Annotated in this window: 23 protein-coding genes; 12 read left to right on the top strand and 11 right to left on the bottom strand. The window is 64.8% G+C overall.

Annotated features, from left to right (window positions below; genetic code table 11):
- Position 1 precedes the first annotated feature (1 nt).
- On the bottom strand, positions 2-472 hold the full coding sequence (locus AC0C6X_RS28465) for a MarR family winged helix-turn-helix transcriptional regulator (RefSeq protein ID WP_173520250.1): 471 nt from the start codon (positions 470-472) through the stop codon (positions 2-4).
- A 175-nt stretch (positions 473-647) separates the two neighbouring features.
- Between AC0C6X_RS28465 and hmgA the strand changes: the two genes are divergently transcribed.
- The 5 genes from hmgA (at position 648) to purU (ending at position 5,706) form a co-directional block, all read left to right on the top strand.
- On the top strand, positions 648-2,015 hold the full coding sequence (hmgA, locus tag AC0C6X_RS28460) for a homogentisate 1,2-dioxygenase (protein ID WP_472956377.1): 1,368 nt from the start codon (positions 648-650) through the stop codon (positions 2,013-2,015).
- A complete protein-coding gene (locus AC0C6X_RS28455; RefSeq protein WP_247959869.1) occupies positions 2,012-2,881 on the top strand; it encodes an MBL fold metallo-hydrolase in 870 nt (289 codons plus the stop codon). The genes hmgA and AC0C6X_RS28455 overlap by 4 nt, the downstream gene beginning before the upstream one ends.
- Positions 2,882-2,938: 57 nt before the next feature.
- A complete protein-coding gene (locus AC0C6X_RS28450) occupies positions 2,939-3,955 on the top strand; it encodes a fumarylacetoacetate hydrolase family protein (protein ID WP_247959868.1) in 1,017 nt (338 codons plus the stop codon).
- Positions 3,956-3,984: 29 nt separating this feature from the next.
- Positions 3,985-4,623: a maleylacetoacetate isomerase gene (maiA, locus tag AC0C6X_RS28445; protein ID WP_472956375.1), complete on the top strand. Its 639-nt coding sequence runs from the start codon at positions 3,985-3,987 to the stop codon at positions 4,621-4,623.
- Between the two features lie 198 nt (positions 4,624-4,821).
- Positions 4,822-5,706, top strand: coding sequence for a formyltetrahydrofolate deformylase (purU, locus tag AC0C6X_RS28440; protein WP_173520255.1), 885 nt, complete (start codon positions 4,822-4,824; stop codon positions 5,704-5,706).
- Positions 5,707-5,869: 163 nt separating this feature from the next.
- On the opposite strand, the gene AC0C6X_RS28435 is transcribed toward purU, so the two are convergent.
- The 6 genes from AC0C6X_RS28435 to AC0C6X_RS28410 form a co-directional block, all read right to left on the bottom strand.
- Entirely contained in the window at positions 5,870-7,051 is a 1,182-nt protein-coding gene (locus AC0C6X_RS28435; protein WP_472956373.1) for an acetyl-CoA C-acyltransferase, read from the bottom strand.
- Between the two features lie 123 nt (positions 7,052-7,174).
- Positions 7,175-8,569, bottom strand: coding sequence for a dihydrolipoyl dehydrogenase (lpdA, locus tag AC0C6X_RS28430; protein ID WP_472956371.1), 1,395 nt, complete (start codon positions 8,567-8,569; stop codon positions 7,175-7,177).
- 7 nt (positions 8,570-8,576) lie between these two features.
- Entirely contained in the window at positions 8,577-9,860 is a 1,284-nt protein-coding gene (locus tag AC0C6X_RS28425; RefSeq protein WP_472956369.1) for a dihydrolipoamide acetyltransferase family protein, read from the bottom strand.
- Between the two features lies 1 nt (position 9,861).
- On the bottom strand, positions 9,862-10,875 hold the full coding sequence (locus AC0C6X_RS28420; protein WP_173520259.1) for an alpha-ketoacid dehydrogenase subunit beta: 1,014 nt from the start codon (positions 10,873-10,875) through the stop codon (positions 9,862-9,864).
- A gap of 1 nt (position 10,876) precedes the next feature.
- A complete protein-coding gene (locus AC0C6X_RS28415; protein WP_173520260.1) occupies positions 10,877-12,109 on the bottom strand; it encodes a 3-methyl-2-oxobutanoate dehydrogenase (2-methylpropanoyl-transferring) subunit alpha in 1,233 nt (410 codons plus the stop codon).
- A gap of 421 nt (positions 12,110-12,530) precedes the next feature.
- The gene (locus tag AC0C6X_RS28410) at positions 12,531-13,862 is read right to left on the bottom strand and encodes an NAD(P)/FAD-dependent oxidoreductase (protein ID WP_173520261.1); all 1,332 of its coding nucleotides are present in this window, start codon (positions 13,860-13,862) and stop codon (positions 12,531-12,533) included.
- A gap of 187 nt (positions 13,863-14,049) precedes the next feature.
- Between AC0C6X_RS28410 and AC0C6X_RS28405 the strand changes: the two genes are divergently transcribed.
- A complete protein-coding gene (locus AC0C6X_RS28405) occupies positions 14,050-14,442 on the top strand; it encodes a winged helix-turn-helix domain-containing protein (RefSeq protein WP_173520262.1) in 393 nt (130 codons plus the stop codon).
- A gap of 2 nt (positions 14,443-14,444) precedes the next feature.
- Here AC0C6X_RS28405 and modC read toward each other — a convergent pair whose 3' ends face one another.
- From modC to modA, 3 genes are all read right to left on the bottom strand, one after another.
- Positions 14,445-15,515 (bottom strand): molybdenum ABC transporter ATP-binding protein, encoded by a 1,071-nt coding sequence (gene modC / locus AC0C6X_RS28400; RefSeq protein ID WP_472956366.1) that lies wholly within the window; start codon positions 15,513-15,515, stop codon positions 14,445-14,447.
- On the bottom strand, positions 15,512-16,171 hold the full coding sequence (gene modB, locus AC0C6X_RS28395) for a molybdate ABC transporter permease subunit (protein WP_472956401.1): 660 nt from the start codon (positions 16,169-16,171) through the stop codon (positions 15,512-15,514). The genes modC and modB overlap by 4 nt, the downstream gene beginning before the upstream one ends.
- Positions 16,172-16,380: 209 nt before the next feature.
- Positions 16,381-17,172 (bottom strand): molybdate ABC transporter substrate-binding protein, encoded by a 792-nt coding sequence (gene modA / locus AC0C6X_RS28390; RefSeq protein ID WP_472956364.1) that lies wholly within the window; start codon positions 17,170-17,172, stop codon positions 16,381-16,383.
- A 240-nt stretch (positions 17,173-17,412) separates the two neighbouring features.
- On the opposite strand from modA, the gene ung reads away from it, so the two are divergent.
- From ung to AC0C6X_RS28360, 6 genes are all read left to right on the top strand, one after another.
- Positions 17,413-18,120 (top strand): uracil-DNA glycosylase, encoded by a 708-nt coding sequence (ung, locus tag AC0C6X_RS28385; RefSeq protein ID WP_247959861.1) that lies wholly within the window; start codon positions 17,413-17,415, stop codon positions 18,118-18,120.
- A 107-nt stretch (positions 18,121-18,227) separates the two neighbouring features.
- Positions 18,228-18,998 (top strand): precorrin-6A synthase (deacetylating), encoded by a 771-nt coding sequence (gene cobF, locus AC0C6X_RS28380; protein WP_472956362.1) that lies wholly within the window; start codon positions 18,228-18,230, stop codon positions 18,996-18,998.
- 110 nt (positions 18,999-19,108) lie between these two features.
- Complete coding sequence (cobG, locus tag AC0C6X_RS28375; RefSeq protein ID WP_472956399.1) at positions 19,109-20,476, top strand: precorrin-3B synthase; 1,368 nt, start codon at positions 19,109-19,111, stop codon at positions 20,474-20,476.
- Positions 20,477-20,478: 2 nt separating this feature from the next.
- Positions 20,479-21,111, top strand: a complete 633-nt coding sequence (locus AC0C6X_RS28370) for a precorrin-8X methylmutase (RefSeq protein WP_173520268.1) — start codon at positions 20,479-20,481, stop codon at positions 21,109-21,111.
- A complete protein-coding gene (locus AC0C6X_RS28365; RefSeq protein WP_247959859.1) occupies positions 21,108-21,845 on the top strand; it encodes a precorrin-2 C(20)-methyltransferase in 738 nt (245 codons plus the stop codon). Before AC0C6X_RS28370 ends, AC0C6X_RS28365 begins: the two co-directional genes overlap by 4 nt.
- Positions 21,842-22,606, top strand: coding sequence for a precorrin-3B C(17)-methyltransferase (locus AC0C6X_RS28360; RefSeq protein WP_173520270.1), 765 nt, complete (start codon positions 21,842-21,844; stop codon positions 22,604-22,606). The genes AC0C6X_RS28365 and AC0C6X_RS28360 overlap by 4 nt, the downstream gene beginning before the upstream one ends.
- Here the strand turns inward: AC0C6X_RS28360 and AC0C6X_RS28355 are convergent.
- A partial coding sequence (locus tag AC0C6X_RS28355) for a precorrin-6A/cobalt-precorrin-6A reductase (protein WP_472956360.1) occupies positions 22,585-22,925 on the bottom strand: 341 nt, incomplete at its 5' end. The genes AC0C6X_RS28360 and AC0C6X_RS28355 overlap by 22 nt on opposite strands.

Below are 22,925 nucleotides of genomic sequence, written 5' to 3'. Positions count from 1 at the left end.
CTCAGCCGCGGGCGTTGTCGGGTTTTTCGATCCTGACGATGGCGCGTTCCACTGCTTCCAGGCCGGCAGCCAGCGCCTGCATCTCGGTCGGGCCGATCAGCGTATTCAATTCCGCCTGATAGCGGGCAGCAAGCTCGGTCAACTCGCCATAGGCCCGAATGCCTGTCTTCGTCAGTGCCAGATGCTCGACGCGGCGGTCGTCCTCATGTTCGCGCCGCGTCAGCCAGCGGCGTTTTTCGAGGGCCGCGACGGCGCGGCTGACTTTGGTCTTGTGCATGGCCGAGTGGGCGCCGACCTCGGTCGCCGTCATCGGGCGGCCGGTGCTGCCGAGGGCTGCGAGCGTGCGCCATTCCGGGCGGGTGAGCTGGTAGCGTGCCTTGTATTGGGCGGCAAAGCGCAGGGCGACGAATTCGGCTGCACGGTTCAAGCGATAGGGCAGAAAGGCGTTGAGTTCGAAGCCATCGGTGGCCATCGCGGTGTCCTTGATAGTTACAAAATCGATAGTTACGATTGCAACTAATATGCCGAAAGCGCCGCTCGCGTCCACGAGGATGAGCCGTCGCCGTGGCACCAGAAGTGTGCCGGCCCCTTTTTAAAGGGGGCGCTCCTCTGCTGGAGCCAGGCGCTTGGAGGAGGAGGATCGAACCATGCTCGAGAAGGCAGGACAACAGGCCGATGCACAGGCCAAGGCAGCCGAGGCGCTCGGCTACATGCCGGGCTTTGGCAACGATTTCGAGACCGAAAGCTTGCCCGGCGCTCTGCCGCAGGGGCAAAACAGCCCGCAGAAATGCGCCTACGGGCTTTATGCCGAGCAGCTTTCCGGCTCGCCCTTCACCGCTCCGCGCGGCACCAACGAGCGTTCCTGGCTCTACCGTATCCGCCCGAGTGTCCGCCACACCGGGCGCTTCAGCAAGATCGACTATCCGCACTGGAAGACGGCGCCGCATATGGCCGAACATTCGCTGGCACTCGGCCAGTTGCGCTGGAACCCGCTGCCGACGCCATCGGAAAAGCTCAATTTCCTTGAAGGCATCCGCACGATGACGACGGCAGGCGACGCACCGACGCAGACCGGGATGGCGGCGCATGCCTATGCCTTCAACGCCGACATGGTGGACGACTATTTCTTCAACGCCGACGGCGAGCTCCTGATCGTTCCGGAGACCGGCGCGATCCAGGTCTTCACCGAACTCGGCAAGATGGATGTGGAACCCTCCGAGATCTGCCTCGTGCCGCGCGGTACGATGTTCAAGGTCACGCGGCTTGGCGACGAGAAGGTCTGGCGTGGTTACATCTGCGAAAACTACGGCGCCAAGTTCACGCTGCCGGATCGCGGCCCGATCGGCGCAAACTGCCTCGCCAACCCGCGCGATTTCAAGACGCCGGTCGCCGCCTTCGAGGAGAAGGAGACGCCCTGCCGCGTGCATGTGAAGTGGTGCGGCGGCTTCCACGTGACCGAGATCGGCCATTCGCCGCTCGACGTGGTTGCCTGGCACGGCAACTACGCGCCCTATAAATACGACCTCAAGACCTTCTCGCCCGTTGGCGCGATTCTCTTCGATCACCCGGATCCGTCGATCTTCACGGTCCTGACGGCACCTTCCGGCGAAGAGGGGACGGCGAACGTCGATTTCGTCATCTTCCCGCCGCGCTGGATGGTCGCCGAACACACCTTCCGGCCGCCCTGGTACCACCGCAACATCATGAGTGAGTTCATGGGGCTGATCTACGGCCGTTATGACGCGAAGGAAGAGGGTTTCGTGCCCGGCGGCATGAGCCTGCACAACATGATGCTGGCACACGGGCCTGACGCGTCTGGCTATGACAAGGCGACAAACAGCGAGTTGAAACCGGTGAAGCTCGACAATACGATGGCCTTCATGTTCGAGACCCGCTTCCCGCAGCAACTGACCCGCTTCGCCGCCGAACTGGAGACGTTGCAGGACAACTACATCGATTGCTGGAGCGATCTCAAGAAGCGGTTCAACGGGACGCCGGAAGGCGATTGGTCTTGAGTTCACGCCTCGTTTTGCTCGGCAGCAAGGGCGGTCCGGCGATCCGGCCGGGCGGCCCGTGGCCGACCTCGTCCCTGCTTCAAATCGGCGGCCGGACCATCGTCGTCGATTGCGGCCTCGGCGTCACCCGCGGGCTGACCAGTGCCGACGTGCCGCTGAAGGCGCTCGACCTCATCGTCATCACCCACCTGCATTCGGACCACGTGCTGGAACTTGGGCCGCTGATCCACACCGCGTGGACTGCCGGGCTCGCTGCTCCCGTGCGCGTCTTCGGTCCCGTCGGGACCCGCGCCTATTGGCACGGCTTCCTTCAGGCGATGGCTTTCGACATCGACATCCGCATCGTCGACGAAGGGCGGCCGGACCTGCGTGCGCTGGTCGAGGTCATCGAATATTCCGAGGGCAAAATCTTCTCGGAGAACGGCCTGACGTTGTCGGCGCTGCGCGTCGACCATCCGCCGGTCACCGACTGTTTTGCGCTCCGCTTCGACCATGCGGAGGGCTCGGTCGTATTCTCGTCCGACACGGCCTATTTCCCGCCGCTTGCCGATTTCGCCAGAGGCGCCGACATTCTCGTGCACGAGGCGATGCTCGCCGAAGGCGTCGACCGGCTGGTAGCGCGCACCGGCAATGGCGCGCGGCTGAAGGAGCATCTGCTGGCGAGCCACACATTCGCCGAGCAGGCGGCCGCGGTCGCAATGGCCGCCGGCGTCGGTCGGCTGGTGCTGCACCATCTGATCCCGGCCGATGATCCGGAGATAACCGAAAACCAGTGGATTGCCGCCGCCCGCAAAAACTGGGCGGGCGCCTTGACGATCGCTGCCGACGGCCTTGTTGTGAAGCTTACGGACGATTCGTCCGACTAGGTCGGTTTTCTGCCTGGTGATACGAGAAACAAAGAAAAGATCGAGAGGGAGGACTGCATGAAACTGGCGACACTCAAGGACGGTTCGCGCGACGGAAAGCTCGTGGTCGTCTCCCGCGATCTGACACGCTGCTCCGAGGTCGGGCACATCGCCCGCACGCTGCAGGCCGCGCTCGATGATTGGGCGCATGCCGGCCCTCGGCTGGCACGCGTGGCCGACGGGATCGAGACCGGCTCGCAGCCGACGATCCGGTTCCATGAACATGATGCGCTCTCGCCGTTGCCGCGCGCTTACCAATGGGCCGATGGCTCGGCCTACGTCAATCACGTCGAACTGGTCCGCAAGGCCCGCAATGCCGAGATGCCGTCGAGCTTCTGGACCGATCCGCTGATGTATCAAGGCGGCTCCGACAGTTTCATCGCGCCGCGTGATCCGATCCCGCTTGTTGACGAAAGCTGGGGCGTCGACATGGAAGGCGAAGTTGCCGTCATCGTCGACGACGTGCCGATGGCGGCGACGATCGAAGAGGCGCGGGCGGCCATCCGCCTTATCATGCTGGTCAACGACGTGTCGCTGCGCGGCCTCATCCCGGCGGAGCTCGCGAAGGGCTTCGGCTTCTTCCAGTCGAAGCCGTCTTCCGCCTTCTCGCCGGTCGCCGTTTCTCCGGATGAATTAGGCGACGCCTGGGACGGTGGCAAGCTGCATCTGCCGCTCTGCGTCGACCTCAACGGCAAGCCCTTCGGCCGCGCCAACGCCGGCATCGACATGACTTTCGACTTTGCCCAGCTGGTTGCCCATGCCGCCAAGACCCGTCCTCTTGCTGCAGGCACGATCATCGGTTCGGGCACGGTCTCCAACAAGCTCGACGGCGGCCCGGGCAAGCCGGTCGCCGAGGGCGGTGCCGGCTATTCCTGCATCGCAGAACTGCGGATGATTGAGACGATCGTCGGCGGCGCAGCAAAGACGCATTTCCTGAGGGTCGGCGATGTCGTGCGCATCGAGATGAAGGACAGGGCGGGTCATTCGATCTTCGGCGCGATCGAGCAGACCGTCGAAGCCTACACCAAGGCCTGATACGGCCGGGCGACAGAACGGGCAAAGGCATGAGCGAGACCGTCCTTTACGATTACTGGCGTTCGTCGGCGAGCTACCGAGTGCGGATTGCGCTCAACAGCCTCGGCGAAAGCTATCGTTCGGTGCCGGTCGACCTGCTCGCCAAGGCCCACAAGCAGCCTGAGCATCTGGCCCGCAACCCGCAGGGGCTCGTGCCTGTGCTCGACATCGATGGCGAGCGCCTCACGCAATCGCTCGCCATCATCGAATATCTCGCCGAGACACGCGCCAATTGCGGCTTCCTGCCGGATGATGCCGTCGGGCGCCAACGGGTGCGTACTCTGTCCTTTGCGATCGCCATGGACATCCACCCGGTGTGCAATCTCGGCGTGATCTCCCATGTCATGGCCAATGCCGCGGATGGCGAAGCGGCGCGGCGCGACTGGATGCGCAAGTTCATCGGCGAAGGGCTCGCCGCCTTTGAACGGCTGCTCGACCATCCCGCAACCGGCCGGTTCTGCCATGGCGACACCCCGACGATGGCGGATATCTGCCTCGTGCCGCAGGTCTACAATGCCCGCCGCTGGGAGGTGGATCTCGGCGCTTGTCCGCGGCTTGTCGCGATCGATCAGAATTGTACGGAGATCGAGGCTTTCGCTCGCGCGCACCCGGATCGCACGCCGCGCTGAGGCGGTGCGACTTTCTGCCCGATCCTCTCTCCAGGCACCATCAGGCTGAAGCTCCATTGTGCTGACCGGCTCGTCTGGCCGGTTCCGTCAAGCGAATGTCGCGAATGGATCGACGGCGGCGGAAAGGCCGCGCTAGTTTTTGCGTGACTGGCCGTATATGGGGGGGCCGGAAAAACCTCTGGAGCGAGAGACCTACCGATGAAAAGCTATGTGCTGAACGTCAGCTGCAAGACCACCCGCGGCATCGTCGCCGCCATCACCGGCTATCTCGCCGAAAAGGGCTGTTACATTTCAGACAGTTCGCAGTTCGACGACCTCGAGACCGGCCTGTTCTTCATGCGGCTGACCTTCATCAGCCAGGAAGGCGTCAAGCTCGATGAGCTCAAGGAAGGCTTCGAGCCGGTCGTCAAGCGCTTCAACATGACGGCGGAAATCCGCGACAGCGAAGAGCGCATGAAGGTGCTCCTGATGGTGTCGCGTTTCGGCCATTGCCTCAACGACCTGCTCTATCGCTGGAAGATCGGCGCGCTGCCGATCGACATCGTCGGCGTCGTCTCCAACCACTTCGATTATCAGAAGGTGATCGTCAACCACGACATTCCCTTCCATCACATCAAGGTGACGAAGGAGAACAAGCCGAAGGCGGAAGCGCAGCTCCTGGAGATCGTCGAGCAGACCGGCGCCGAGCTGATCGTGCTTGCCCGCTACATGCAGGTTCTGTCGGATGCGCTCTGCAAGAAGATGTCGGGCCGGATCATCAACATCCACCACTCCTTCCTGCCGTCGTTCAAGGGGGCCAACCCCTACAAGCAGGCCTATGAGCGTGGCGTGAAGCTGATCGGCGCGACGGCGCATTATGTTACCGCCGACCTCGACGAGGGTCCGATCATCGAGCAGGACATCGCTCGCATCACCCACGCCCAGAGCGCGGAAGACTATGTCTCGATCGGCCGCGACGTCGAAAGCCAGGTGCTGGCCCGTGCGGTGCACGCGCACATCCATCACCGCTGCTTCATCAACGGCAACCGAGTCGTCGTCTTCCCGCCGAGCCCGGGTTCCTACGCTTCCGAGCGCATGGGCTAAAGAGCGGCCGATCTGACCCTCTCGCCATCAATGGGAGAGGGGCGAAAGGCAAATCGCCGCTGAAAACGACAAGCGCCGCCCGTTCGATCGGCGGCGCTTCTCATAAGTTGGAGCGGGATGCGGGCGGAAAACCGCGCGCACTTTTCCTCATCCCGCTCGTAACCTACTGCAACAGCTCCAGCCCCACCGCCGTCGCCTCGCCGCCACCGATGCAGAGAGAGGCAATTCCGCGTTTGACGCCCTTGGCGCGCATGGCGTGAAGCAGCGTCACGATGATGCGGGCGCCGGACGCGCCGATCGGATGGCCGAGTGCGCAGGCGCCGCCGTTGATGTTGACGATCTCGTCTGAGAGCCCGAGATCACGGATCGCCGCCATCGCCACCACGGCGAAGGCCTCGTTGATTTCGTAGAGGCCGACGCTGCCCTTTTCCCAGGCGAGCTTGGCCATCAGCTTGTCGATCGCGCCGATCGGCGCGGTCGTGAACCAGGCCGGTTCCTGTGCGTGGCCGGCGTGGCCTGCGACGATCGCAAGCGGCGTCAGCCCCCGCTTTTCTGCCTCGCTTGCACGCATCAAAATCAGCGCCGCTGCACCGTCGGAGATCGACGACGAATTGGCCGCGGTCACGCTGCCGCCGTCGCGGAAGGCGGGTTTGAGCTTCGGGATCTTTGCCGGATCCGATTTGGTCGGCTGCTCGTCGCGATCGAGGTTGGCGGTCTGCCGCTTTCCAGCGCCGCTGACCACTACCGTTTCCTCGGCAAAGGAACCATCTTCAGCCGCCCGGTTGGCACGTTCCAGCGAGCGAAGCGCGAAGGCGTCCTGATCGGTGCGCGAGAATTGGTAGTACTCGGCCGTGTCCTCGGCATAGGTGCCCATCAGCCGGCCAGAGTAGGCGTCTTCGAGGCCGTCGAGGAACATGTGGTCCTTGACCTCGCCATGACCAAGGCGGAAGCCGCCGCGCGCCTTCGGCAGCAAATAGGGGGCGTTGGTCATCGATTCCATGCCGCCCACGGCCAGCACGGTGGCGCTGCCGGACAGCAACGCATCGTGGCCAAGCATCAGCGCCTTCATGCCGGAGCCGCAGACCTTGGAGACGGTCGTCGACGGCGTTTCCTTGCCGAGGCCGGCGCCAAGGGCTGCCTGGCGTGCTGGGTTCTGGCCGATGCCGGCCGGCAGCACATTACCCATCAGCACCTCGTCGACAGCGTCTAGGCCGGCGCGATCGAGCGCTGCCTTCAGCGCGATGGCGCCGATTTCCGGCGCGGTCAGATCCTTGAGGCTACCCTGAAAGGCGCCCATCGGAGTGCGTGCCGCCGAAACGATGACGATCGGATCAATTCTGCTCATGTCTTTCTCCCGTGCGACAATAGGCACAATGGTTGGAGCGGGCGCCGCGTGTGTCCTTCTGCCCGCGTGGCGGGGAGAAGGTGGCCGGCAGGCCGGATGAGGGGCCATTTTACAACGCGTCGATCAGATATGCAGCGCGTGTCCCAGCGCCTTCAGTGCGGATTCCTGGAAGGCTTCCGATTGCGTTGGGTGGGCATGGATCGTCCCGGCGATGTCTTCGAGACGTGCACCCATTTCGATCGCAAGGCTGAAGCTTGCCGAGAGTTCCGAGACCCCGTGACCGACCGCCTGGATGCCGAGCACCAGGTGGTTGTCGGCGCGGGCGACGACGCGGATGAAGCCGTCTTCCGACAGCGTCGTCATGGCGCGGCCATTCGCCTGGAAGGGGAACTGGCCGATCTTGATCTCGATGCCGCTGGCGCGGGCCTCGTCGGGCGAGAGCCCGGCGGTGACGATTTCGGGGTCCGTGAAGCAGACGGCCGGGATGCAGCGCTTGTCCCAGCTTCGCTTATGGCCGGCGACGATCTCCGCCACCATTTCCCCTTGCGCCATGGCGCGGTGTGCCAGCATCGGCTCGCCGGTGACGTCGCCGATGGCGTAGATGCCGCGCATCGAGGTGCGGCACTGGTCGTCGATACGGATGAAGCGGCCGGTGCGGTCGAGGTCGATCTCCTCCAGGCCGAAGCCTTCGGTCACCGGCCGGCGGCCGACGGTGACCAGCACTTTTTCGGCGGCGACGTCGACGGCGCGGCCGTTGTGCTCGGCATGCAGGCTATTGGTCTCGGCGGAGTAGCTCTTGGCGACCGTCTGGGTGAAGACCTCGATGCCGAGTTCTCCGAGGCGCTTGCCGATCGGCTTCGTCAGGTCGGCATCATATTGCGGCAGGATGCGCGTCAGTGCCTCGACGACGGTGACGTGGCTGCCGAGCTTGGCGAAGGCCGTGCCGAGTTCGAGGCCGATATAGCCGCCGCCGATGACGGCGAGGCTCTTCGGCACGCTCTTCAGCGACAGGGCTTCGGTCGATGAAATGATCGGCCCGCCGAAGGGCAGGTCCGGAAGCTCGACCGGTGCCGAGCCGGTGGCGATCACGACCGCCTCGGCGCGGATGCGCTGCAGCCCGGTTTCGGTTTCGACGTCGACGGTCTTGCCATCGACGAAGCGAGCCGACCCGATCACCGCCTTGACGCCGGCCTTCTTCAAGAGCCCGATCACCCCGCCGTTCAGCCGGCCGACGATGCCGTCCTTCCAGGCGACGGTGTGGGCAAGATCGATTGAGGGGTTGGCAAGTGAAAGGCCGAGCGGGCTGCGGCCGGACGCCGCCGCGCGCAGCTTGTGGAACTCTTCGGCCGCATGGATTAAAGCCTTGGAGGGAATGCAGCCGACATTGAGACAGGCGCCGCCGGCCTTGGCCTTTTCGACGATCACGGTGTCGATGCCCAGTTGACCAGCGCGGATGGCTGCGATGTAGCCGCCGGGGCCGGCGCCGATGACGAGCAGCTTGCAGGAAATTTCCTTCATAATCGCCTCAGGCCTCCACGAAAATAAGCGCCGGCGTTTCGAGCAGGGTCTTCAGCCGCTGCACGAAGACGGCCGCATCCCAGCCGTCGATGACGCGGTGATCGAAGCTCGAGGACAGGTTCATGATCTTGCGCGGCACGAACTGCGTGCCGTCCCAGACGGGGCGGATCGCCAGCTTGTTGACGCCGACGATCGCCACTTCCGGGTGGTTGATGACCGGGGTGGAGACGATGCCGCCGAGCGCGCCGAGGGACGAGATGGTGATCGTCGATCCCGTGAGCTCGTCACGGGTGGCGGTGCCGGTGCGGGCTGCCTCGGCAAGACGGTTGAGCTCGTTGGCGCAATCCCAGATGCCACGCGCTTCGGCGTGGCGGACGACCGGAACGGTGAGGCCCGCCGGCGTCTGGGTGGCGATGCCGATATGCACGGCATGATGGCGATGGATGATGCCGGGGCCGTCGTCGAAGATCGCGTTGACGGCGGGCTGCTCGGCAACGGTGCGAACGAGCGCCCGCATCAGATAGGGCAGGATCGTCAGCTTCGGCTGGTCCGCCTTGCGGTCGCGATTCATCGTGGCGCGCAGGTCCTCGAGCGCCGTCATGTCGACCTCCTCCACATAGGTGATGTGGGGAATGCGCGAGGTCGAAAGCGACATCTTCTCGGCGATGCGGCGGCGCAGCCCCGTCACCTTGATTTCGTCGACCGCGGTCTTGCGCTGGAGGCCGGCGGGCGCCAGCGCCGGCTGGGCACCGCGGGCAATGAATTGGTCGAGGTCGTCATGGGTGATCCGGCCGGCTGGACCGGTGCCGGTCACCTGACGGAGATCGACGCCGCTTTCCTTGGCACGCAGCCGCACGGCCGGCGAGGCAAGCGCCTTTTCCTGCCGTTCGGCCGCCGGCGGGATGCCGTTGGCCGCCGGTGCCTTCGCCTCGACTTTTGCCGGTTGAGTGGTTTTCGCTACCGGCGCGGGTGCCTCGACTTTCACATCGGGCTTTTCTTCAGCCTTGGCGACCGGCTTTTCGTCGAGAGGTGCGGCCCGCGCACCTTCGCCGGCGATTTCGATGCGCACCAGCGGCGACTTCACCGCGACGGTGTCGCCCACTTCGGCGCCGAGCCAGAGCACGGTGCCGGTCACCGGCGAGGGGATTTCGACGGTCGCCTTGTCGGTCATGACGGCGGCGAGCACCATGTCCTCGCGCACGGGATCGCCGGGCTTCACATGCCATTCGACGAGTTCCGCCTCGGCCACGCCTTCGCCGACATCGGGCATCTTGATTACAAATTCGCCCATGTCAGGCCTCCATCACTTCGACGAGCGCGCGTCCGACGCGCGCGGGGCCGGGGAAATAGTCCCATTCCTGGGCGTGCGGGTAGGGCGTGTCCCAGCCGGCAACGCGCACGACGGGCGCTTCGAGATGGTAGAAGCAATGCTCCTGCACGAGGGCGGCGACTTCGCCGCCGAAGCCCGATGTGAGTGTTGCCTCGTGCACGACGACACAGCGGCCGGTCTTCTCGACGGATTTCACGATCGTGTCGAGATCGAGCGGCAGGAGGCTGCGCAGGTCGATCACCTCGGCGTCGATGCCGGTTTCTTCGGCCGCAGCGAGCGCCACATGTACCATGGTGCCATAGGCGACGACGGTGACGGCGGAACCCCGGCGGCGGACTTCGGCCTTGCCGATCGGGATCGTGTAATGGCCTTCCGGCACCTCGCCGAGATCGTGCTTCGACCAGGGGATGACCGGTCGGTCGTGATGGCCGTCGAAGGGGCCGTTATAGAGCCGCTTCGGCTCCAGGAACATCACCGGATCGGGATCTTCGATCGAGGCGATCAGCAAGCCCTTGGCGTCATAGGGGTTGGAGGGTACCACGACCTTGAGGCCGCAGACATGGGTGAAAAGCGCTTCGGGGCTCTGGCTGTGCGTCTGGCCGCCGAAGATGCCGCCGCCGGTCGGCATGCGCAGCACGATCGGGCAGGTGAAATCGCCGTTGGAGCGGTAGCGGATGCGGGCCGCCTCCTGGGTGATCTGGTCGTAGGCGGGATACATGTAGTCGGCGAACTGGATTTCGACGCAGGGCTTCAATCCGTAGGCCGCCATGCCGATTGCGGTGCCGACGATGCCGCTTTCGCTGATCGGCGTGTCGAAACAGCGGGTCTTGCCGTATTTCGCCTGAAGCCCCTGCGTGCAGCGGAAGACGCCGCCGAAATAGCCGACGTCCTCACCGAAGACGACCACATTGTCGTCGCGCTCCATGGAGACGTCCATGGCGCTGCGCACGGCTTCGATCATTGTCATTCTGGCCATATCAGTATCCTGCCTTCTGCCGCTGGCGGCGAATGTGCGGCGGCATCTCGGCATAGACGCCCTCGAAGATATCGCGCACCGAGGGTTTGCCGCCAGCATGCAGCGTGCCGTGGCCTTCGGCCTGTTTCTGCGCCTGGATCACCTCGTCCAGGATCTCGGCCTCGGCCTGGGCGTGGCGTTCCTCCGACCAGGCGCCGCGCAGGATCAGGTGCTTCTTCAGCCGCAGGACCGGGTCGCCGAGCGGCCAGGCTTCCGATTCCGTCTTGGGGCGATAGGCGCTCGGATCGTCGGAGGTCGAATGGGCGCCGACGCGGTAGGTGACGTATTCGATCAGCGTCGGGCCGAGGTTGCGTCTTGCGCGCTCGGCCGCCCATTTGGCGACGGCGTAGACGGCGAGATAGTCGTTGCCGTCGACGCGGAGCGCCGGGATGCCGAAGCCGAGGCCGCGGGCGGCGAAGGTGCCGGAACCACCGCGGGCAATGCCCTGGAAGGTCGAGATCGCCCACTGATTGTTGACGATGTTGAGGATGACCGGCGCCTTGTAGGTGGAGGCGAAGACGAGTGCCGAGTGGAAGTCCGATTCCGCCGTCGAACCATCGCCGATCCAGGCGGCGGCGATCTTGGTGTCGCGCTTGATGGCCGAGGCCATCGCCCAGCCGACCGCCTGCACATACTGGGTAGCGAGATTGCCGGAGATGGTGAAGAAGCCGTGCTCCTTGGAGGAATACATGATCGGCAATTGCCGACCGCGCAGCGGATCGCTTTCATTCGAGAAGATCTGGTTCATCATCTCGACCATCGGGTAGCCGTCGGCGATCAGTAGACCCGCCTGGCGATAGGTCGGGAAGTTCATGTCGCCTTTGTTCAGCGCCTTGCGGAAAGCGCAGCTGACAGCTTCTTCACCCAGATGCTGCATGTAGAAGGAGGTCTTGCCCTGGCGCTGGGCCATCAGCATGCGCGCATCGAAGGCGCGCAGAGTCATCATGTGGCGGAGACCGGCGAGAAGTTCGTCGTCCGAGAGCAGCCCGGCCCAGGGGCCGACCGCCTCGCCATCGCGGTTAAGCACACGGATGATCGAATAGGCGAGGTCGCGGATCTCCTCGGGCGCGACATCCACCTCCGGGCGCGGCACCGAGCCGGCCTTCGGAATCTTGACGTTGGAGAAATCCGGTTCACCACCGGGCCGAACCGCCGGTTCGGGGACATGCAGGCTAAGTCGATCGAGATCGCTCATGCGGTTCCGGCCTCCTCCGGAGTGCGCAGCGCACCAATTCAAGAGCGGTTCCAGCCGAACCGCTCTCCATCTCTGTTCTCACGCATTTCCGGACGCAAAACCGCTCAGCACGTTTGCCGGAAATGCTTTTGCTTCGGAAGAACCGTAGGCCTGAGGTGTACGAGGACGTGCAATGTGACCCGCAAGGCTCCTCCGCCCGAGGTCTGCACAGACTCCTCCTAAAAGCCCCCGTTCTCCCGACGGGAATACTCACAGACTGCCACGAGTTCCGGGGCTTATGAAGGTCTTTCCGTCGTGTGGGGCAGGGGCAGGCGAAGAAAGATAGAATCCTGCCGGGAGCGCGCCCACGCGTTGTGTTGCGCATATTGCTGCCGGTCGCTGCTTGTAATTTTCTTTCGCGGCCGGACTCCGGGGACGACGGTCAAACCGGAGGAGCAAGCGTGATCGGCGTTCCATCGAAGAAGCGCGAGAGCCGGAATGGCGTCGGATCGACGATCGGTGTCTTGCCGGTGACGAGATCGGCGACGAGATGGCCGGCACCGGGGCCGATGCCGAAACCGTGACCCGAAAATCCCGTCGCGATGATGAGGCCCGGAACGGCGTCGGCGGGCGAGATGACGGGCACGGCGTCGGGCGTCACGTCGATCAGGCCCGCCCAGATCTGCTGCACCTTGGTTTCGCGCAGGAACGGGAAGGCTTTGCCGGCGGCCTCCAGTGCCTTCAGCGCCCGGCGCGAATCCGGGTTGGGATCGAGCACGCGGTGCCGCTCGAACGCGCCGGGCCGGTCGAGCGGCACGGAACCGATCTCGAACAGTTCGTTCCAGCTCTGGGCGCTGATCCCCACCTGGACAGCCTCGCCCTCGGCCTTTCGCGCCGGCTGGAAATCGCGGAAGAAGGCGAAGCTGTCGGGCACGATCGCATGCAGGTTGGCGGCACCGTCGGCAATCGTGTAGCCGCCGTCGAGCCGCTTGCGATAGGCATAGGTCGCCGTTGCGCCGGCCCCCTCGGGGCCACCGGACACGGCCCCGGTTCTCAGCACCGTATTGCGAACTTTCAGTTGCGGCAGGCGGATGCCAAGGCCTTTGAGAAACAGCCGAGACCAGGCGCCGCCGGCGACGACCACCGTCGACGTTTCGATGCGACCCTTCTCGGTCACAACCGCGGAGATCCGCCCGGCGGCCTTCTCGACGCCGCGTACGGCGCAGCCGGTCAAGATGCGGGCACCGGCGCGGCGGGCGCCGGCAACCAGCGCCGGCACTGCCTTCTGCGGTTCGGCCCGACCATCGCTCGGCGTGAAGAGCGCGCCTTCATAACGGATTGCGGTACCAGGCATCGCGACCCCGGTGGCGTCGGGGCCGAGTTGTTCACTATCGACGCCATAGGGTCTGGCCATGGCGAGCCAGGCCTCGCGGTTGGCGACGTCGCGCTCGTTCTCGGAAATGTAGAGAATGCCGCTGCGGCGAAAGCCGGTCTCGCCGCCAATGCGGGCGTCGAGCGTATCCCAGATCTTCAGCGCCTCGATCGCCAGCGGGATCTCGCGCTCGTCGCGACCCATGACCCTTACCCAACCCCAGTTGCGGCTCGACTGCTCCGCTCCGGGCGTGCCCTTCTCGCAGAGAACGACGTCAACGCCGCGTTCGGCGAGGAACAGAGCGGTGCTGACGCCAATAATGCCGCCGCCGACGATGACGACGTCGGTCTTGGCGGGCAAGGTGGTATCGGTTGCGATGGGATCGAGCGTCGGACCGGGCATGGAGAAGGTACTTTCGGGCAGGACTTGTCGGTAGCATCGGTGCATGTCGAAGGCGCGAGATCAAGACCCGCTATTTGGCCATTGCTCGAAAGCTTGGGTTTGCCGGCTCACTTTGCTTGGGAAACCCGGTCCGCCTCGTCACCGGGCGGACTTCCGGTTTGTTCGGCGAGCTTCTATGCTCGCCCGCATGAGTGACAAACGCCCCGATCTTCGCACCGTCCTGCGCATCGATTTTCCGCCCGCCGATCGGCTCGGTCGCGGCAAGATCATGCTGCTCGAACTGATCCGCGAGACCGGTTCCATCTCCGCCGCCGGGCGGGCGATGGACATGTCCTATCGCCGCGCCTGGTTGCTGGTCGATGCCTTGAACCGGATGTTCGGCGAGCCATCGGTCGATACGCAGCGCGGCGGCAAGCAGGGCGGCGGAGCACTGGTGACGCCGTTCGGCGAAGAGCTGATCCGACGCTACCGGCAGATGGAAGAAAGGGCGCAAGCCGCGATTGCCGAGGATCTCGCCTGGCTCGAGTCCGTCCGCCGCAGCGATGGATCGTCCGATACTGCCGACGCTGTTTCCAAGTAGGCCTAGTGATCAATCGCCACGGACTTGATGATGGCGTAGACCGTCGTGCCAGGAACGAGCCGCAGTGCGTCGCGTGAAAAGCGCGTAATGCGGGCGGCAATCGTCGCATCGCCGCAATTCACCCTGACATCGATGCTGCCGTCTTCCTCGGTCGCGATCGCAAGGATTCGCCCTTCGAGCACGTTCAGCGCACTGATCTCCACCGGTCTTGATGTCGCCAGCATGACGTCGCGCGCGGCAATGTGCAGGCGAAGCCTGCTGCCGGGTGTGGCACTGACGCCCGCAATGCGCAGCCGTTCCCGTCCGACCCGGACGGTCGTCAACTCGTGGGACGGATCGGTTCCCTCGACCTCGCCCTCAAGCAGCACGCCGGCTTCGCGCCGGCCGGTGGCGAGCGTGGCGGCAGGGGCGCTCAACACCTCAGCGGCCGCGCCCGATGCCGTGACCCGACCATTTTCGAGCACCACGACGCGCCGCGCCAGCCGGGCGACTTCGCTGACGGAGTGGCTCACATAGACGATCGGAATGCCGGCATCGTCACGCAGCCGTTCGAGATAGGGCAGGATCTCCGCCTTGCGTGCCTCGTCGAGGGCGGCAAGCGGTTCGTCCATCAGCAGCAGGCGCGGTGCCGCCAGCAGGGCGCGACCGATCGCGACGCGCTGCCGTTCGCCGCCGGACAGGGCTGACGGGTTGCGATCGAGCAGGTGGCCAATGCCGAGCATGTCGACGATACGTGTGAAATCGCTGCCGACACTCTTGCCGGCGAACCAGCGGCCATAGGCAAGGTTGTGGCCTACGCTGAGATGCGGAAAGAGCCGCGCCTCCTGGAAGACGTAGCCGAAGCGGCGGCGATGCACCGGGGTAAAGATCCGGCGCTCGCTGTCGGCGATGACATCGCCGTCGAGCACGACGCGGCCGCTTTGCGGCTTCAGCAGCCCGGCGATGATGTTGATGAGCGAGGTCTTGCCGGAGCCGGAACGGCCGAACAGTGCGGTCACACCGCCGTCGGACGTAAAGGCGGCATCGAGCGCGAAATTGCCGAGCTGGTGGCGGGCTTCGACGGTGAGGCTCATGGGGCCGTCACCCGTCTGGCGGCGAGGGCCGCCAGCAGTTCCGAAAAGGTCAGGGCGGCCATGGAGATGATGATCGAAATGATCGTCAGCCGCATGGCGCCGGCATCGCCGCCCGGCACCTGGGTGAAGGTGTAGATCGCCGAGGATATGGTCTGCGTCTCGCCGGGAATATTGGAGACGAAGGTGATCGTCGCGCCGAATTCGCCCATTGCCTTGGCGAAGGCGATGATCATACCGGCGATGATGCCGGGGATGATCAGCGGCAGTGTAATCGTGACGAATACCCAGGGCGGGCTGGCGCCAAGCGTGGTCGCCGCGTCTTCCAGCTTGCGGTCGACCGCCTCGATCGACAGGCGGATGCTGCGCACCATCAGCGGAAAGGCCATGACGGCGGAGGCGAGTGCCGCGCCCGTCCAACGGAAGGAAAAGACCAGACCGAAATAGTCGGCGAAGAAGGCGCCGAGCGGTCCGCGGCGGCCGAAGAGCAAGAGAAGGAGGAAGCCGGTGACGACGGGCGGCAGGATCAGCGGCAGGTGAACGAGACCGTTCAGCAGCGTCTTGCCCCAGAAGCGGCCGCGGGCGAGCAGGATGGCGACAGCAAGCGCGAAGGGCAGGCTACAAATCATTGCGACGGTTGCGACGCGCAGGCTCAGCATGATCGCCGTCCATTCCGCATCGCTCACTGCAAACCAGTCCAATGGATGTCGCTCCCCCGATACGCGGCCGGTGGGACGCGGCTTCCGCCTGCGTCCGCCGTTGCCTCTGGCACACGATTGCGTCGCCCGCGTTTGGGCGCGGGCGACGCGTGACGATAGATGCTTCGCCTGCCTCTGGACAGCCGAGATCCAACGTCGTTTCAGGCCGACTACTTGAGAACCGTGAAGCCCTGCTTTTCGAAGAGGGCGGCTGCCTTGTCCGACTTGACGAAGTCGACATAGGCGGCGGCATCCGGGCTCTTGCTTTCGGCGGTGATCGCGATCGGATAGACGATCGGCGGATGGCTGTCTTCGGGGAAGGTACCGACGACCTTCACGCCTGGATCGGCCGCGGCGTCGGTCTGGTAGACGATGCCGTAGGGCGCCTCGCCGCGGGAGACGAGGAGCAGGGCGGCGCGAACGCTTTCGGCACCGGCGACCTTCTTCTCGATGGAGGACCAAGCGCCGAGTTTTTCGAGAGCAGCCTTGCCGTATTTGCCGGCGGGAACGGAATCGACCGCACCCATGGCGAGGCGACCGTCGCCGACGAGGGAGGCCAGGTCGAAGCCCTGCTTGATCTCGACCGGTGCCGCGTCCTTCTTGCCGGAGACGAGCACGATGCGGTTGCCGAGCAGGTTCGAGCGGGTGTCATCCTTGATCAGCTTCTTGTCAGCGAGATAGTCCATCCAGGCAAGATCGGCAGAAATGAAGACATCGGCCGGGGCGCCCTGTTCCACCTGCTTGGCGAGCGCGGAGCTTGCAGCGTAGGAGACGGTGGTTTCCTTGCCGCTTTGCTTCTGCCACTCGGCGTTGATCGCATCGAGCGCATTCTTCAGGCTCGCGGCGGCAAAGACCGTCACCTTCTCTTCAGCCTGCGCGGCTGCCGGCATCATGGTGCTGCCGGCCCAGGCGAGGCCGAGTGTCAGCACTAGGCTCCTCAGCCAGTCTCTTCTCTTGATCATCAAATTCCCTCCAACGAAGCGTGATATCTTTTCAGGATACAACGGTTTCGCCTTCTGATTATCGTTGTATTCTTTGAAATACAATGCTCTTGAGCGAGGTTAGTGATCCGCACGGAAGGCGCGCCGATAAATCGGGCAAAACCCGTGCAACATCCGACGGACGCGGGCGATAGTCCTTGCGATGACGGTCGGGCGGCCTAAATTGCTGGCCTCGAACCAAAGAGATGGACCGGAGATGTGATGGAGACGGCGGTGAAGCTCGAAGAGAGCTGGAAAGCGGTGCTGGCGCAGGAATTCGCCAGCCCTTACATGGCCGGCCTCAAGCAGTTCCTGCTCGCTCAAAAGAACGAGGGACGGCAGATCTTTCCGCGGGGAGCCGAGTATTTTCGCGCCCTCGACCTGACCCCGCTCTACAAGGTGCGCGTCGTCATCCTCGGGCAGGACCCCTACCATGGCGACGGCCAGGCGCACGGGCTGTGCTTCAGTGTCCGCCCCGGCGTCAGAACGCCACCCTCGCTCGTCAACATCTACAAGGAACTGAACAGCGATCTCGGCATTCCGCCGGCGCGGCACGGCTTTCTCGAAAGCTGGGCAAAGCAGGGCGTACTGTTGCTGAATAGCGTGCTGACGGTGGAGCGCGGGCTTGCGGCCTCGCATCAGGGACGGGGTTGGGAGCGGTTCACCGACGCGATCATCCGCGCCGTTAATGAGGCCGACCATCCCGTCGTCTTCATGCTCTGGGGCTCCTATGCGCAAAAGAAGGCAGCTTTCGTCGATCGCTCGCGCCATCTGGTGCTCAGGGCGCCGCATCCCTCGCCATTGTCGGCTCACTCCGGATTTCTCGGTTGCCGGCATTTCTCCCAGGCCAATGCCTTCCTCGTGTCCAAGGGTTACGATCCGATCGACTGGCGGCTGCCGGACAATCCGGTCGCAGCCGAGATCAATTGAGGTCGGTCTCGGCCCGACGCGGATGGCGGTCTCGCTGTCGCGCTGAGGCCTTGCGCCGACGGCGACGATGCGCCTAAGACGCCAGGACAGGAATGGTGGAGGCGGGCATGCGCAAAATTCTGATCATCGGCATCGGTTCCGGCAATCCGGAGCACATGACGGTGCAGGCGATCAATGCGCTCAACCAGGCCGACGTGCTCTTCATCCCGACCAAAGGGGCGAAGAAGACCGAGCTTGCCGAAGTGCGCCGCGACATCTGCGCCCGATACGTGACGCGCAACGACAGCCGCACCGTCGAATTCGCGGTGCCGGTCCGCCGCACCGAGGGCGTCAGCTACGACGGCAGCGTCGACGACTGGCATCAACAGATCGCAGCGATCTACGAAAGGCTGCTTGCCGACGAGTTGGGCGAGGAGGGAACCGGTGCCTTCCTCGTCTGGGGCGATCCGATGCTCTACGACAGCACCATCCGCATCGTCGAGCGGGTCAAGGCGCGCGGGCAGGTTGCCTTCGATTATGACGTCATCCCGGGGATCACCAGCCTGCAGGCGCTCTGCGCCAGCCACAGGATTCCACTGAACCTCGTCGGCAAGCCGGTGGAAATCACCACCGGGCGCCGGCTGCACGAGAGCTTTCCCGGGAGGAGCCAGACCTCCGCCGTCATGCTTGACGGCGAGCAGGCGTTCCAGCGGATCGACGATCCGGATGCGGAGATCTATTGGGGTGCCTATCTCGGCACGCCGGATGAGATCGTCATTTCAGGTCGCCTTGCCGACGTGAAAGACCGGATCCTCGAAACCCGCGCGGCGGCGCGTGAGAAGATGGGATGGATCATGGATATCTACCTGCTTCGCAAGGGCGCCGACTTCGAGGAATGACGGGGCGGGCAGATCCGCGTCGCGTTTGATCTCACTCAAGGTTTGCGGCTGTGTTATAGCGTCTGTAGAGGCGTCTTCAGGGAGGAGAGCCTCAAGCTATGACGGATTTGATGATCAGTTGTGCCGTTCCATCGACCGGAGAAATCGGTGCCGCCGCTTCGATGCGGCGCGGCGCCTGTCCGTCGCTCGCAGCACCGATGCAGACCGGCGATGGCCTGCTCGTGCGGCTCAGGCCCGATGACGACAGTCTGACCATTCCAAAGGTCCTGGCGCTTGCAGCAGCGGCTGAAACCTTCGGCAACGGCATCGTCGAGATCACCGCGCGCGGAAACCTGCAACTGCGCGGCCTGAGCGATGCGACGGTGCCGGCCCTGGCACAGGCGATCGGCGATGCGGAGATCACGATCGCCGAGGGACTGGCGATCGAGGTTCCGCCGCTTGCCGGTATCGACCCGGCAGAGATTGCCGATCCCCGTCCGATCGCGGCGGCTCTTCGCGGGGCCTTGCAGGTGCACCGGCCGTCCTTGAAACTCGCACCCAAATTGTCCGTTGTCATCGACGGTGGCGGCCGCTTCGGGCTCGATGCCGTCGTTGCCGATATTCGCCTTCAGGCACTTTCGGCGCCGGATGGTGTCGTCTGGCTGCTGTCGCTTGGCGGGACCGCTGCGAGCGGAAGCATCGTCGGCGTGCTGAAAGGCGACGCGGTGGTCCCGGCGCTGATCGCCATTCTGGAGAAGCTTTCGGGCCTTGGCACGACCGCGCGCGGGCGCGATCTCGATCCCGGCGAGGTTCGCGCCCTTTGTCGTTGCAAGGAGCATTCCGTGCGTCCAGCCGCCCAAGGCCCTGCCGCGATACCCGGCATTCACGAGTTGGGGCACTTCGAAGCAGTTCTTGGGCTCGGCCTCGCATTTGCGCAGGTCGAGGCATCAGTGCTCATCTCCTTCCTTCACCAGGTCGAGGCGCTCGGCGCCACTGCGATCCGACTGGCGCCGGGGCATGCCTTCTTCGTGCTCGGTCTGGCACGCGAAGCGGCAGCTGCGGCCCTGGGCCTGGCAGCGGCACTCGGCTTTCGCATCGCTGCCGCGGACCCGCGCAACGCGATCGCGACCTGCGCCGGCAGCAAGGGCTGCGCCTCCGCGCGGATGGAAACCAAGGCGATGGCGCAGGGTCTCGTCGAGGCGGCGCCCGCGTTGCTCGACGGGTCGCTCACCGTCCATCTTTCCGGCTGTGCCAAGGGGTGTGCCCGGCCGAAACCGTCGGAATTGACGCTGGTCGGTGCGCCATCAGGATACGGGCTTGTCGTAAATGGGGCTGCCAACGACTTGCCAAGCGCCTACACCGATGAGAATGGAGTGAAATCCGCGCTTGCCCGGCTCGGCCGGCTGGTGCGGCAAAACAAAGACGCTGGCGAATCGGCGCAGTCCTGTCTTACACGGCTCGGAGCTGCACACATCTCGGCAGTGTTCGAACAGGGATAGACATGCCTGAGTATGATTACATTCGCGATGGCAATGCCATCTACGAGCGTTCCTTCGCCATCATCCGCGCCGAGGCCGATCTCTCGGGCTTCTCCGACGAGGAAGCGGATCTTGCAGTACGCATGGTGCATGCCTGCGGTTCCGTCGAAGCGACCAAGCAGTTCGTCTTCTCTCCCGATTTCGTGACCTCGGCCCGCGCGGCTCTGAAGGCCGGTGCGCCGATCCTCTGCGATGCCGAGATGGTCGCTCACGGTGTCACCCGCGCTCGACTGCCGGCCGGCAACGAGGTGATCTGCACGCTGCGCGATCCGCGTACGCCTGAGATTGCTGCGGAGATCGGCAACACGCGGTCCGCGGCGGCCTTGAAGCTCTGGAGCGAGCGTCTGGCCGGTTCGGTCGTGGCGATCGGCAACGCGCCGACGGCCTTGTTCTTCCTGCTCGAAATGCTGCGCGACGGCGCGCCGAAGCCGGCGGCGATCCTCGGCATGCCCGTCGGTTTCGTCGGTGCGGCGGAATCGAAGGATGCGCTGGCCGAAAATTCCTATGGCGTTCCCTTCGCGATCGTCCGCGGCCGCCTCGGCGGCAGCGCGATGACGGCGGCGGCGCTGAATTCGCTCGCGAGGCCGGGCCTGTGAGCGGCGCCGGCGTGGGGCGCCTGATCGGCGTTGGAACCGGCCCGGGCGATCCGGAGCTTTTGACCGTCAAGGCGGTGAAGGCGCTCGGCGAAGCCGATGTGCTCGCCTATTTTGCCAAGGCCGGGCGTAGCGGCAACGGCCGCGCGGTCGTCGAGGGCCTGCTGAAGCCCGATCTCGTCGAGCTGCCGCTCTACTATCCGGTGACGACCGAGATCGACAAGGACGACGGCGCCTACAAGAGCCAGATCACCGATTTCTACAACGCCTCCGCCGAAACCGTGGCGGCGCATCTTGCCGCCGGACGTACGGTCGCCGTGCTCAGCGAAGGCGATCCGCTGTTCTACGGATCCTACATGCATCTGCATGTGCGGCTCGCCAACCGTTTTCCGGTCGAGGTGATCCCCGGCATTACCGCCATGTCCGGCTGCTGGTCGCTTGCCGGCCTGCCGCTGGTGCAGGGCGACGACGTGCTCTCCGTGCTTCCAGGCACGATGGCCGAAGCCGAGCTTGGCCGGCGGCTCAAGGATACCGAAGCCGCCGTGATCATGAAGGTCGGGCGCAACCTGCCGAAGATCCGCCGGGCGCTTTCCGCCTCCGGCCGTCTCGACCAGGCCGTCTATGTCGAGCGCGGCACCATGAAGAACGCGGCGATGACGGCGCTTGCGGAAAAGGCCGACGACGAGGCGCCCTATTTCTCGCTGGTGCTCGTTCCCGGTTGGAAGGACAGGCCATGACCGGTACGCTCTATGTGGTCGGCACCGGTCCGGGCAGCCCGAAGCAGATGACGCCGGAAACGGCCGAGGCGGTTGCGGCGGCTGAAGAATTCTACGGCTATTTTCCCTATCTCGACCGGCTGAACCTGCGCCCCGACCAGGTGCGCGTCGCCTCCGACAATCGCGAGGAGCTCGATCGGGCGCAGGTGGCGCTGACGCGGGCCGCTGCCGGGGTGAAGGTCTGCATGGTCTCCGGCGGTGATCCGGGCGTCTTTGCCATGGCGGCCGCCGTCTGCGAGGCGATCGACAAGGGGCCAGCGGAATGGAAGTCGGTCGAACTGGTGATCACACCCGGCGTGACCGCCATGCTCGCCGTTGCCGCCCGCATCGGCGCGCCGCTCGGCCACGATTTCTGCGCGATCTCGCTTTCCGACAACCTGAAGCCCTGGGAGGTCATCACCCGGCGGCTCAAGCTGGCGGCGGAGGCAGGGCTCGTGATCGCGCTCTACAATCCGATCAGCAAGGCGCGCCCGTGGCAGCTCGGCGAAGCCTTCGAAATCCTGCGCGGCGTTCTGCCCGCAACCGTTCCGGTGATCTTCGGGCGCGCCGCGGGACGGCCGGACGAGCGCATGACGGTAATGCCGCTTGGCGACGCCGATGCCAACCGCGCCGACATGGCGACCTGCGTCATCATCGGTTCGCCGGAAACACGTATCATCGAGCGTGAAGGCCAGCCGGATCTCGTCTACACGCCGCGTTTCTATGCCGGAGCGAGCCAGTGAGCGATGCGGTCGAGCGCCTCGTCGCAACTGCCCGCCGTCGGCACGTCCGCGGGCTTGCGCCGCTCGACCATGATCACCTCGATGCCGAGCCGGCGCGCCGCGGCGATCTTGCCATAGGTGGCGCTGCCACCACTGTTCTTGGCGACGATCACGTCGATCTGCCGGCTTTTGAGCAGCGTGGCCTCGTCACCCTCTGCGAAGGGGCCGGTCGCCAGGATCGCCTCCTGGTCCGGCAGGTTCAACGGCGGGGTCACCGGATCGACGCTGCGGATGACATAGCTGTGCTGCGGCGCGGCTTCAAAGTGGAAGGCCTCCTGCC

This window comes from Ensifer sp. VA4 (assembly GCF_055710065.1).
The sequence above is the reverse complement of the archived record's forward strand: the minus strand, read 5'-3'. Positions and strand labels throughout refer to the sequence as shown.